Raw genomic sequence first — 11396 nt, 5'->3', positions numbered from 1 at the left:
CCTACTTTCTTTGCGGCAAGCAAAGAACGTAGGTGCCGCCCCGCGCAGAGGCAACGCTAACAGACCACCGCCAAATCAAGGAAAGGCCAACACCCCAAAGAACCCCAGACAACCAGGCGCCCGCAGCCCAAACCCCGATTCCCCACCCACCACCCCCCAACTACTTTGCCGTCGTCAACTCCGCCGATTGGCGACCTTCCGCGACGAACGCAAATCTCCTGCACCGAACAGCGCCAAACCCCGCCGGCAAAAGCAAAAACACCTTTTTCGCCCCTGGTGCGCAGCGCGAAATAAACAGCTAATCTCGACCCCGCACGCTCGCCAGGGCCGCGCGCAGCGCCGGAAAAAAGCCGCGCCGCGTGCCCGAAAAAGCTCTAAAAAGCCCGCCGAGCAGCAGCAAAAAAGCACCTTGGAGTACCGTTTTGGAAAAATCAGCAGTATCGCCAGTCGCCCCCGAAGACTGGGTCGCCCGCAGCCTGCGTGCCGTATGGCACCCCTGCACCCAGATGAAGCACCACGAGCGCCTGCCGCTCGTACCCGTCGCGCGTGGTCAAGGCGCGTGGCTCTACGATCGCGCCGGCCATCGCTATCTCGACGCGATCAGTTCCTGGTGGGTCAACCTGTTCGGCCACGCGAACCCGCGCATCAACGCCGCGTTGAAAGATCAGCTCGACACGCTCGAACACGCGATGCTCGCGGGCTGCACGCACGAGCCCGCCATCGAACTCGCGGAGCGCCTGAGCGCACTCACCGGCAACACGCTCGGCCACGCGTTCTTCGCATCGGACGGTGCTTCCGCCGTCGAGATCGCGTTGAAGATGAGCTTCCACACGTGGCGCAATCGCGGCTTCGCGGACAAGCAGGAATTCGTCTGCATTGCCAACAGCTATCACGGCGAAACCATCGGCGCGCTTGGCGTCACCGACGTCGCGCTCTTCAAGGACGCCTACGATCCGCTGATTCGCCACGCCCACGTCGTCGCCTCTCCTGACGCGCGTCTCGCGCAACCTGACGAGACCGCCGCCGATGTCACGCGCCGCGCGCTCGATCACGTTCGCTCGCTATTCGAAGCGCGTGCCGCGCGCATCGCCGCGTTGATCGTCGAGCCGCTCGTGCAATGCGCGGCCGGCATGGCGATGCACGACGCGTCGTATCTCGCGGGACTGCGCGCGCTGTGCGATCAGTATGGCGTGCATCTGATCGCCGATGAAATCGCCGTCGGCTGCGGCCGCACCGGCACCTTCTTCGCGTGCGAGCAAGCCGGCATCTGGCCGGACTTTCTGTGTCTGTCGAAGGGCATTAGCGGCGGTTATCTGCCGCTGTCGATCGTGTTGTCGCGCGATGAAATCTTCGCCGCCTTCTATCACGACGACACCGCGCGCGGCTTCCTGCATTCGCATTCGTACACCGGCAATCCGCTCGCGTGCCGCGCGGCGCTCGCCACGCTCGATCTGTTCGCAAGCGACGACGTGCTCGCCGTCAACGCACGCAAGTCCGCGCAACTGAAAGCCGCGCTTGCGCCGCTTGCCGAACACGAGCAGGTGCGCAACCTGCGTCAGTGCGGCACGATCTTCGCGTTCGACGCGGTGATCGACGACGCTCAGCATGCCAAAACTTTCTCGCGCCGCTTCTTCGAAAACGCGTTGCAGCGCGAACTGCTGCTGCGCCCAATCGGGAACACGGTGTATCTGATGCCCCCTTACATTCTCGACGACGAAGAACTCGCGCTGCTCGCATCGCGCACGCGCGAAACCTTCGACGCCACGCTCGCGGAGGCCCGCTGATGCACCTGCTCGACACGCTCACCGAAGGGCTCAAGGAACTCGACGAACGCGGCCTGCGCCGTCGCCGGCGCACCGCCGACACGCCGTGCGCCGCGCATATGACGGTCGACGGCCGCGCGATGATCGGCTTCGCCAGCAACGACTATCTCGGCCTCGCCGCGCATCCGCAGCTGATCGACGCAATCGCCGAAGGCGCGCGCCGTTACGGCGCCGGCAGCGGCGGTTCACATCTGCTCGGCGGCCACTCGCGCGCGCATGCGCAACTCGAAGACGACCTCGCGGCATTCACCGGCGGCTTCGTCGACAACCCGCGCGCGCTTTACTTCAGCACCGGCTACATGGCGAATCTCGCGACGCTCACCGCGCTCGCGGGCCGCGGCACGACGCTCTTCTCCGACGCGCTGAATCACGCGTCGCTGATCGACGGCGCGCGTCTGTCACGGGCCGATGTGCAGATCTATCCGCACTGCGATATGGACGCGTTGAGCGCGATGCTCGACGCGTCGGACGCGAACGTGAAGGTGATCGTCTCCGATACCGTGTTCAGCATGGACGGCGATATCGCGCCGTTACCGCGTCTGCTCGAACTCGCGGAACGACACGGCGCGTGGCTGATCGTCGACGATGCGCACGGCTTCGGCGTGCTCGGTCCGCAAGGCCGTGGCGCGATAGCGCAGGCCGCACTGCGCTCGCCGAATCTGATTTCGATTGGCACGCTCGGCAAGGCCGCGGGTGTCTCGGGCGCGTTCGTCGCGGCGCACGCGACCGTGATCGAATGGCTCGTGCAGCGAGCGCGTCCGTATATCTTCACGACGGCATCGGTGCCGGCCGCCGCGCATGCGGTGTCGGCGAGCTTGCGCATAATCGGAGGCGATGAAGGCGATGCGCGACGCGCTCATCTTCAGCAATTGATCGAACGCACGCGGAGCATGCTGAAGGCGACGCCGTGGATTCCGGTCGATTCGCACACCGCCGTGCAGCCGCTCATCATCGGCGCGAACGACGCGACGCTCGACATCGCGGCGACGCTCGATCGCGCAGGATTGTGGGTGCCGGCGATCCGTCCGCCGACCGTTCCCGCCGGCACCTCGCGTTTGCGCATTTCGCTGTCGGCCGCGCACTCGCATGACGACCTCGACCGGCTCGAAGCGGGCCTGCAACAACTCGGAGCACAAGCGGCATGAGCGACGCGCTGAATACCACGGAGCCAGCGCTGTCGCTGTTCGTCACCGGCACCGATACGGAAATCGGCAAGACGTTCGTTTCCGCGGCGCTATTGCGCGGCTTCGTGCGCGAAGGCCTGCAAGCGGCCGCGATGAAGCCGATCGCCGCCGGCGCATTCGAACTGAACGGCGTGCTGCATAACGAGGATGCGGATCAACTCGACGCCGCGTCGAACGTGCTGCTGCCGCCCGAGATGCGCACGCCGTATCTGCTGAAGGAACCGGCCGCACCGCATATCGCGGCCGCGCTGGAGAACGTCGCGCTCGACCTCGATCACATTGTCGCGTGCCATGCGCAAGCGGTGCAGCGCGCGGAGATCGTCGTCGTGGAAGGCGTCGGCGGCTTTCGCGTGCCGCTGACCGCGACTCAGGACACCGCCGATCTCGCCGTTGCGCTGAAGCTGCCGGTCGTGCTGGTGGTCGGCATGCGCCTCGGCTGCATCAGTCACGCGCTGCTGACTGCCGAAGCGATCGCCGCGCGCGGTCTGACGCTCGCCGGCTGGGTCGCCAATCGCGTCGATCCGGACATGACGTTCCCCGATGAAAACATCGCATCGATCCGAGAGCATCTTGCGCGCGAGCACAACGCGCCGCTGCTCGGCATCGTGCCGCATCTGAGTCCGGCTTCGCCCGAACTCGCGGCGGATCAACTCGACATCAACCGGCTTTTGCAGACGCTGCGTCACGCGCAGCGCTGATCTCACATCACATCTATCCATCCACGAGGATCGACCCCATGACGCAACTGAACATCACGCCGACGTCCGCCGAAGCGGCCACTGCAAACCCCAACGCCAACCCCGCCGCCGACGGCGCGAAGCAAGTCGCGCGCTGGCGCGTCGCCGACATCGTCGCGCTGTACGAACTGCCGTTCAACGATCTGATGTTCCGCGCGCAGCAAACGCATCGCGAACATTTCGACGCGAACACCGTGCAACTGTCGACGCTGCTATCGATCAAGACCGGCGGCTGCGAGGAAGACTGCGCGTACTGTCCGCAGTCGGTGCATCACGACACGGGCCTGCCCGCCGACAAGCTGATGCCGGTCGACGAAGTGCTCGCCGCCGCGAAGGTCGCGAAAGACAACGGCGCGACACGCTTCTGCATGGGCGCCGCGTGGCGCAATCCGAAGGATCGTCACCTCGAACCGATCAAGGACATGATTCGCGGCGTGAAGGCGATGGGCCTCGAAACCTGCGTGACGCTCGGTATGCTCGAAACGCACCAGGCACAGGCGCTGCGCGAAGCGGGCCTCGACTACTACAACCACAACCTCGACACGTCGCCGGAGTTCTACGGCCAGATCATTTCGACGCGCACGTATCAGGACCGGCTCGACACGCTCGAACGCGTGCGCGACGCGGGCATCAACGTGTGCTGCGGCGGGATCGTCGGACTGGGTGAATCGCGTCGTGAGCGCGCCGGGCTGATTGCGCAACTGGCGAATATGGAGCCGTATCCGGAATCGGTGCCCATCAACAACCTGGTGCAGGTGGAAGGCACGCCGCTGACCGGCACCGAAGCGATCGACCCGTTCGAATTCGTGCGCACGATCGCGATTGCGCGCATCACGATGCCGAAGGCGATGGTGCGTCTGTCGGCGGGTCGCGAACAGATGGACGAGGCGTTGCAAGCGCTGTGCTTCCTCGCCGGTGCGAATTCGATTTTCTACGGCGACCAGTTGCTGACCACGAGCAACCCGCAAGCGGAAGCCGATCGCAAACTGCTGGAGCGTCTGGGTATTCGCGCGGAAGCCGCGCAGCAGATGCCGTTGGATCAGAGCGGCTGCGAGCATGGCTGCGATAAGCATGCGGCGCCGAATTGAGCGGTTGAGATGATGCGCAGCTCTATGAAGCGCACACAATGAAAAAAGCCCGCCTGTTGCGAAACAGGCGGGCTTTTTTAACATCGAGTCAGCGAATTACTTCCGGTCCACGATGATCTGATCGAACGTCCCGCCATCGGAGAAATGCGTTTGCTGCGCTTTCTGCCAGCTGCCGAACATCTCTTCCACCGTGAACGTCTTGATCGGCTTGAACTCCGCCGCGTGCCTGGCGAGCACGTTCTTGTCACGCGGACGCAGATGGTGCTGCGCGATGATTTCCTGCGCGGCCGGCGACCACAGATAGTCGAGATACGCCTGCGCCTCTTTGCGCGTGCCGCGCTTGTCGACCACCTTGTCGACGATCGACACCGGCGGCGCCGCCAGCAGGCTCACCGACGGATACACCGCTTCGAAATTGCCGTCGCCCACACCGGAGCTAATCAACGATACTTCGTTTTCGAACGTCACCAGCACGTCGCCGATACCGCGTTGCGTGAACGTCGTCGTCGCTCCCCGGCCGCCCGTATCGAGCACCGGCACGTTGCGGAAGATCGCCTTCACGAAGTCGAGCGCCTGCGCGTCGGTGCCGCCGTGCTGCTTGCGAAAACCCCACGCGGCGAGATACGAATAGCGTCCGTTGCCCGACGTCTTCGGATTGGCGATCACCGCCTGCACGCCGGGCTTTGCGAGATCGTCCCAGTCCTTGATGTGCTTCGGGTTGCCCTTGCGCACGAGGAACACCATCGTCGTGGTGTACGGCGCGCTGTCGTCCGGCAGGCGCGCGCGCCAGTTGGCCGGCACCAGTTGGCCCTTCTCCGCAAGCAGGTCGATGTCGTTCGGCTGGTTCATCGTCACGACGTCGGCCTGCAAGCCTTGCAGCACCGACAGCGCCTGCGCGCTCGACGCGCCGTGCGACTGGCGCACCGACACGGTCTCGCCGCTCTTCTGCTTGTACGCGGCGATGAAGCCCGCGTTAATGTCCTTGTACAGCTCGCGCGTCACGTCGTATGACACGTTGAGCAACGATGTGTCGGCGTGCGCCGTTGATACGCTGCCCAGCGCGAGCGTGATTACCGTCGCGCCGGCTGCCAGCCAGCGCGATGTCCCCGTCTTGCCTGCCATGCTTGTCCCCGCCTGTCGATGATGAAATTCCGTGGCCGCACGAGCGTGCGGCGTGAAGCGGGATTCTAACGGATCGCTTACCGGGCGAGCGGCGCGCCACGTTGCCGCGCGCCGGCCGAAGCGTTCACACGAACGCGTGCTGGGCGACTTCGGACACCTCTTCGCGAAAGCGCAACGGCGCCGCGCAATGGACGAGCGTATCGACGAAATACTTGGCGCGCGGCCACGGGCCGAAACCGGCCGCCGTGTTGATATGCCCCGCGTCGCCGAGATTGACGAACGCGCTGCCGAAACGTTGCGCGAGATCGCGCGAGCCGGCGAGCGTCATCCACGGATCGGTTTCGCTGCCGATCAGGATCGACGGCACGCCGAGACGCCGCGCGTCGAACGGTCCCGCGAACGCGAATTTCTGCGGGCTCGCGGGCGCGACGAACAGCACGCCGACGACGTCGTTCGCATACGACGCCTGCTGCAACGCATGGGCGGTCGCCAGGCAGCCGAAGCTGTGCGCAGCCAGCACGAACGGGCCACGCTCGCGCGCGAGCAGATCGCGCAGCGACGTCGACCAGCGCGCGATGTCCGGCGCATCCCAGTCAGCCTGCTCGACCCGCAACGAGCGCGCGAATTGCCGCTCCAGCCACGTTTGCCAGTGCGCGCCCTCGCTGCCGTGCAGGCCGGGAACGGTGACGAGCCGCGGCGGCCACGTCGATTTGGTGCAAGAAAGCATGTAGGTGCCTCGCTGCGGGAATCCGGGGAGTCATTGTCGCGCCGCGACCCGGACGGACGAACCAAGTTTTTGTGCTTTGGTTATGGGGCAACTGTGCGGCGCGTACGCGTGAAACGCGTTGCCTATCGCGCCTGAGCGACCGGGCACGCGCAAGCGCCACCGCACGTCCGTGCGCAAACGCGCGCGATGCGCGTCGAAAAAGTAGAATGAGGCCTATCCATAACGGAGGAGACCTCATGCAGCAAGCGTCGTCAGAAGCGCAGCAGCCATCGCGGCGTGACTTGTCCGTGACCCGGCCCGACCACGCACGCGCCTCGCGGATCGTATGAAAATCCTCTTCTACATGCCGCATGCCGACGCCGCCGCGTGGTTGCACGACTTCGCACGCGCGTTGCCCGAGGCCGACCTGCGCGAGTGGCAACCAGGCGACACCGCGCCGGCCGATTTCGCGGTCGTGTGGCGTCCGCCGCGCGAGATGCTGGCCGGCCGCGACGATCTGCGCGCCATCTTCAATCTCGGCGCGGGCGTCGATGCGATCCTCGCGCTCGAACACGAACAGCCCGGCACGTTGCCACGCAACGCGCAGTTGATCCGCCTCGAAGACACCGGCATGGGTTCGCAGATGGCCGAATACGTGACGCACGCGGTACTGCGTTATCTGCGCCGCTTCGACGAATATCACACGCTGCAAAACGAACGCTGCTGGCACGTGCTCGATCCGCATCCGCGCGAAACCTTCACGGTCGGCGTGCTCGGCCTCGGCGTGCTCGGCGCGCAGGTGGCGCAAACCGTGGCCGGCTTCGGCATGCCGGTGCGCGGCTACAGCCGCAGCGCGCGGCAGATCGACGGCATCGCCACGTTCGCGGGCGACGCGCAGTTCGACGCGTTTCTCGACGGCGTGAAGGTGCTGGTGAATCTGCTGCCGCATACGCCGGATACCCGCGACGTGCTGAACGCGCGCACCTTCGCGAAGCTCGCGCGCGGCGCGTATCTGATCAACGTGGCGCGCGGCGGCCATTTGGTCGAAGCGGATCTGCTCGAAGCACTCGCGAGCGGCCAGCTCGCCGCCGCCACGCTCGACGTGTTCCGCGAAGAACCGTTGCCGCCCGATCATCCGTTCTGGCAGGAACCGCGCATCACGATCACGCCGCACATCTCCGCGCTGACGTTGCGCGAGGACAGCGTCGAGCAGGTCGCGCGCAAGATCGAAGCGCTGATGCGCGGGGATAGCGTGAGCGGCGTGGTGAATCTCGAACGCGGATACTGACGGTACGCACCGCATCGAATTGCACTGAGTTGAATCGAAGGAGCGCCGCCTCGCGCGGCAGGAGACAGATCATGGCCCTACCCCAGCAAGTGAAAATCGTCGAAGTCGGTCCGCGCGACGGGCTGCAGAACGAAAAAGAATTCGTGCCCACCGCGACCAAGATCGAGCTGATCAACCGCCTGTCCGCGGCGGGTTTTCGCAATGTCGAGGCGGCCTCGTTCGTGTCGCCGAAATGGGTGCCGCAGATGGCCGACGGCGCCGACGTGATGGCCGGCATCGAACGCCGCGCGGGCACCATCTATTCGGTGCTGACGCCGAATCTGCGCGGCTTCGAAGGCGCGCTCGCCGCGCGTGCCGACGAGATCGTGATCTTCGGCGCCGCGAGCGAAGCGTTCTCGCAGAAGAACATCAATTGCAGCATCGCGGAAAGCATCGACCGCTTCGCGCCAGTCGCCGAGGCCGCGAAACAGCATGGCGTGCGGATTCGCGGCAGCGTGTCGTGCGCGCTCGGCTGTCCGTATCAGGGCGAGGTGCCGGTCGCGTCGGTGGTCGACGTCGTCGAACGTTTCTCGGCGCTCGGCTGCGACGAGATCGACATCGCCGACACGATCGGCGTCGGCACACCGAAGCGCACCCGCGAAGTGTTCGAAGCGGTGACGCGGGTGTTTCCACGCGAACGTCTGTCGGGCCACTTCCACGACACCTATGGCCAGGCGCTCGCGAACATCTACGCGGCGTTGCAGGAAGGCATCGAGATCTATCACGCGTCGGTCGCGGGGCTCGGCGGCTGCCCGTATGCGAAGGGCGCGACCGGCAACGTCGCGACCGAGGACGTGCTGTATCTGATGAACGGCCTTGGCATCGAGACCGGCATCGACCTCGCGCAAGTCGTCGCGATCGGCGATTTCATTTCGACGTCGATCGGCAAGCCCAACGTCTCGCGCGCCGGCAAGGCGCTGCTCGCGAAGGCGCGCAGCGAAGCGGCCAACTGCGTGTGAGCGCTTTCGTAGTTCACCTGAAACATTCATCCATCAATCAGGACCTGAAACGATGATCGACCCCGTGTCTCCCGAATCCGACGATCTCACCGCGCTGCCCGATTCGGCGCGCCGCGTCGCGCTGTTGCTGCGCGAACGCGGTCATGCGGGCCGCGTCGTGATGCTGCCCGAAACTGGCAAGACCTCCGCCGAAGCCGCTGCCGGACTCGGCTGCTCGGTCGCGCAGATCGCCAAGTCGATCCTGTTTCGCCGTCGCGACGACGACGCGCCGGTGCTGGTGGTCGCGAGCGGCGCGAATCGCGTCGATGAAAAGAAAGTGGCCGAGCAGGTCGGCCAGATCGGCCGCGCGGACGCGAAGTTCGTCCGCGAAAAAACCGGCTATGCGATCGGCGGCGTCTGTCCGATCGGCCACGCGACCGAGCCGGTCACGCTGATCGACGCCGACCTGCTCGCGCTCGACAGCCTGTGGGCCGCCGCCGGTCATCCGCACGCGGTGTTCAATCTGACGGCGCAGGAATTGATCGCGTTGACAGGCGCGCCGGTCGTGGACGTGGCGCTGCGCGAGACGGCCTGATCCGATGACGACGAGGCTCGATCACGAAGACGAACACGGCGCCGTGCTGTCGCCCTGCATCAACGTGTGCAGGATGGATGCGACGACCGGCTGGTGCGAAGGGTGTCTGCGCACCATCGACGAAATCGCCGGCTGGTCGCTCTTCGGCGACGCCGAGAAGCGCGCGGTGTGGGACGCGATCGAGCTTCGTCACGCGCGTTTCATGGCGAGCAAGGCAAATGCACAGACCACCAGAGCGAAACCATGACCAGTGCACCGCGCATCGTCGCGATCGGCGAGACGTTCAGCTCGACACTCGCGTTGTCGGCGGACTCGGTGAAATCGTTCGCCACGCTCGTCAACGACCTCAACCCGCTGCATCACGACGACGCCTATGCCGCGCAAAGCCGCTTCGGTGGTTTGATCGCGTCGGGCACGCAGCCGACCGCGCATTTCATGGCGCTGCTGGCGACGCATTTCTCGACCTACGCGCAACCGCTCGGCCTCGAATTCGATATCAAGCTGAAGAAGGCGGTGCATGCGAACGACACGCTGACCATCCGCTGGCGCGTGCGCGACGCTTACTGGAAGCCGAGCCTTAATGGCGACCTAACTCATCTCGAAGGCTCGGTCGTGAATCAGCGCGGCGAGACGGTGTTGATCGGCAGCTCGACCATACTCGTGATGCCGAAGCCCGAAGCGTCCGCGCAGGCGCAAGCGCGGAGTTCCGCGTCATGATCGCGCTGCCCGAATCGATCCGCGTATTCGAACGCGGCTGGCTTTCGTCGAACAACGTGCTGCTGGTCGATGAGACGTGCGCCGCGCTCGTCGATACCGGCTATGCGACGCACGCGCCGCAGACCGTCGCGCTCGTGCAGCAAGCGCTCGGGGCGCGGCCGCTCGATCTGATCGTCAACACGCATCTGCATTCGGACCACTGCGGCGGCAACGCGCTGTTGCAGGCGACGTGGCCGTGCCGCACGACGATCCCCGCGTCCGAAGCCGATGCCGTGCGCGCCTGGGACGAAGCGCGTCTCACCTTTCGCGCGACGGGTCAGATCTGCGAGCGTTTCACCTTCACGGAGACGCTCGCGCCAGGCGCGCACTTGCGGCTCGGCGCGCTCGATTGGGAAGTGCTCGGCGCGCCCGGTCACGATCCGCATTCGCTGATGCTGTACTGCGCGGACGAACGCATCCTGATCAGCGCGGACGCGTTGTGGGAAAACGGCTTCGGGGTGATCTTTCCGGAGCTGGAACGTGAAAGCGGATTCGCCGAAGAACAGGCCGTGCTCGACGCGATCGCGGAACTGGACGTGCGCGTCGTGATCCCCGGCCACGGCGCGCCGTTCACGAATGTCGACCAGGCGCTTGAACGGGCCTTGTCGCGCGTCGCGTGGTTGCGTGCCGATCCCGCGCGCAACGCGAGGAATGCGCTGAAAGTGCTGATTGTGTTCAAGCTGCTCGAAGTCCGCGCGATGAGCTTCGACACGCTGCTGCAAATGCTCGACGACGCCGCCGTGATGCACGCCGCCGCGTCCATGCTCAAGCCGCGCGCCGAATGGCCGGCGCTGGTGAAGGATCTCGTTGGGGAATTGGCCGCGAAGAATGGGCCGTTGCAGACGGACGGCACGCGCATCGTCGCGCGTCAGCGCTGACTTTAGCGCCCACGTCAGCGGGATCGCACGCAAAACCGTCGCCACAAAAAGAAAGCCGCTCGACCATCAAGACGAGCGGCGGAAATTCTGTCGGACGTGATCAGCGTCGCTATGAATGATACGCGTCGCGGTTTTTTCACCGCATCGGTGATTTCCCTACAGAAGTTTGACGCTGCTTTTAAAGCCGCCTACAGCTCTCGCGACGAAAGCCCATACTGTCATGGCTTACGCGTTATTGGCCT

Annotated in this window: 12 protein-coding genes; 10 read left to right on the top strand and 2 right to left on the bottom strand. The window is 65.2% G+C overall.

Annotated elements, in window-relative coordinates; translation table 11 throughout:
* The first annotated feature begins 422 nt into the window (after positions 1–422).
* From bioA to bioB, 4 genes are read left to right on the top strand one after another with little or no spacing between them, the layout of a single operon-like run.
* Positions 423–1784: an adenosylmethionine--8-amino-7-oxononanoate transaminase gene (bioA, locus tag BGI01S_RS18565; RefSeq protein ID WP_042327448.1), complete on the top strand. Its 1362-nt coding sequence runs from the start codon at positions 423–425 to the stop codon at positions 1782–1784.
* Positions 1784–2968, top strand: a complete 1185-nt coding sequence (bioF, locus tag BGI01S_RS18560) for an 8-amino-7-oxononanoate synthase (RefSeq protein WP_042327446.1) — start codon at positions 1784–1786, stop codon at positions 2966–2968. The genes bioA and bioF overlap by 1 nt, the downstream gene beginning before the upstream one ends.
* Positions 2965–3705, top strand: coding sequence for a dethiobiotin synthase (gene bioD / locus BGI01S_RS18555; protein WP_042327445.1), 741 nt, complete (start codon positions 2965–2967; stop codon positions 3703–3705). Before bioF ends, bioD begins: the two co-directional genes overlap by 4 nt.
* Positions 3706–3743: 38 nt before the next feature.
* Positions 3744–4832 (top strand): biotin synthase BioB, encoded by a 1089-nt coding sequence (gene bioB / locus BGI01S_RS18550; protein ID WP_042327443.1) that lies wholly within the window; start codon positions 3744–3746, stop codon positions 4830–4832.
* A 96-nt stretch (positions 4833–4928) separates the two neighbouring features.
* Here the strand turns inward: bioB and BGI01S_RS18545 are convergent, their stop codons facing one another.
* A complete protein-coding gene (locus BGI01S_RS18545) occupies positions 4929–5954 on the bottom strand; it encodes a sulfate ABC transporter substrate-binding protein (RefSeq protein ID WP_042327442.1) in 1026 nt (341 codons plus the stop codon).
* Positions 5955–6078: 124 nt separating this feature from the next.
* On the bottom strand, positions 6079–6681 hold the full coding sequence (locus BGI01S_RS18540; protein ID WP_042327440.1) for an RBBP9/YdeN family alpha/beta hydrolase: 603 nt from the start codon (positions 6679–6681) through the stop codon (positions 6079–6081).
* Positions 6682–7006: 325 nt separating this feature from the next.
* Here BGI01S_RS18540 and BGI01S_RS18535 point away from each other — a divergent pair, with 325 nt between their 5' ends.
* From BGI01S_RS18535 to BGI01S_RS18510, 6 genes are all read left to right on the top strand, one after another.
* Positions 7007–7948, top strand: coding sequence for a 2-hydroxyacid dehydrogenase (locus BGI01S_RS18535; protein ID WP_042327439.1), 942 nt, complete (start codon positions 7007–7009; stop codon positions 7946–7948).
* Positions 7949–8019: 71 nt separating this feature from the next.
* Positions 8020–8946 carry a hydroxymethylglutaryl-CoA lyase gene (locus BGI01S_RS18530; protein WP_042327437.1) on the top strand — a complete coding sequence of 309 codons (927 nt, stop codon included), beginning with the start codon at positions 8020–8022 and terminating at the stop codon, positions 8944–8946.
* Positions 8947–8998: 52 nt separating this feature from the next.
* Complete coding sequence (locus tag BGI01S_RS18525; RefSeq protein WP_042327435.1) at positions 8999–9520, top strand: YbaK/EbsC family protein; 522 nt, start codon at positions 8999–9001, stop codon at positions 9518–9520.
* A gap of 4 nt (positions 9521–9524) precedes the next feature.
* Positions 9525–9767, top strand: coding sequence for a DUF1289 domain-containing protein (locus BGI01S_RS18520; RefSeq protein ID WP_042327434.1), 243 nt, complete (start codon positions 9525–9527; stop codon positions 9765–9767).
* Positions 9764–10237: a MaoC family dehydratase gene (locus BGI01S_RS18515; RefSeq protein WP_042327433.1), complete on the top strand. Its 474-nt coding sequence runs from the start codon at positions 9764–9766 to the stop codon at positions 10235–10237. The genes BGI01S_RS18520 and BGI01S_RS18515 overlap by 4 nt, the downstream gene beginning before the upstream one ends.
* The gene (locus tag BGI01S_RS18510; protein WP_042327432.1) at positions 10234–11154 is read left to right on the top strand and encodes an MBL fold metallo-hydrolase; all 921 of its coding nucleotides are present in this window, start codon (positions 10234–10236) and stop codon (positions 11152–11154) included. Before BGI01S_RS18515 ends, BGI01S_RS18510 begins: the two co-directional genes overlap by 4 nt.
* The last annotated feature ends 242 nt before the right edge of the window (positions 11155–11396 follow it).

The organism is Paraburkholderia ginsengisoli NBRC 100965, assembly GCF_000739735.1.
Lineage (GTDB): Bacteria > Pseudomonadota > Gammaproteobacteria > Burkholderiales > Burkholderiaceae > Paraburkholderia > Paraburkholderia ginsengisoli.
This window is presented reverse-complemented; position numbering and strand designations above follow the sequence as displayed.

Bases quoted from the DNA above. Each gene is read 5' to 3' on its own strand.
- bioF (WP_042327446.1), top strand. From the start codon at position 1,784: ATGCACCTGCTCGACACGCTCACCGAAGGGCTCAAGGAACTCGACGAA.
- bioD (WP_042327445.1), top strand. From the start codon at position 2,965: ATGAGCGACGCGCTGAATACCACGGAGCCAGCGCTGTCGCTGTTCGTC.
- bioB (WP_042327443.1), top strand. From the start codon at position 3,744: ATGACGCAACTGAACATCACGCCGACGTCCGCCGAAGCGGCCACTGCA.
- BGI01S_RS18545 (WP_042327442.1), bottom strand. From the start codon at position 5,954: ATGGCAGGCAAGACGGGGACATCGCGCTGGCTGGCAGCCGGCGCGACG.
- BGI01S_RS18540 (WP_042327440.1), bottom strand. From the start codon at position 6,681: ATGCTTTCTTGCACCAAATCGACGTGGCCGCCGCGGCTCGTCACCGTT.
- BGI01S_RS18535 (WP_042327439.1), top strand. From the start codon at position 7,007: ATGAAAATCCTCTTCTACATGCCGCATGCCGACGCCGCCGCGTGGTTG.
- BGI01S_RS18530 (WP_042327437.1), top strand. From the start codon at position 8,020: ATGGCCCTACCCCAGCAAGTGAAAATCGTCGAAGTCGGTCCGCGCGAC.
- BGI01S_RS18525 (WP_042327435.1), top strand. From the start codon at position 8,999: ATGATCGACCCCGTGTCTCCCGAATCCGACGATCTCACCGCGCTGCCC.
- BGI01S_RS18520 (WP_042327434.1), top strand. From the start codon at position 9,525: ATGACGACGAGGCTCGATCACGAAGACGAACACGGCGCCGTGCTGTCG.
- BGI01S_RS18515 (WP_042327433.1), top strand. From the start codon at position 9,764: ATGACCAGTGCACCGCGCATCGTCGCGATCGGCGAGACGTTCAGCTCG.
- BGI01S_RS18510 (WP_042327432.1), top strand. From the start codon at position 10,234: ATGATCGCGCTGCCCGAATCGATCCGCGTATTCGAACGCGGCTGGCTT.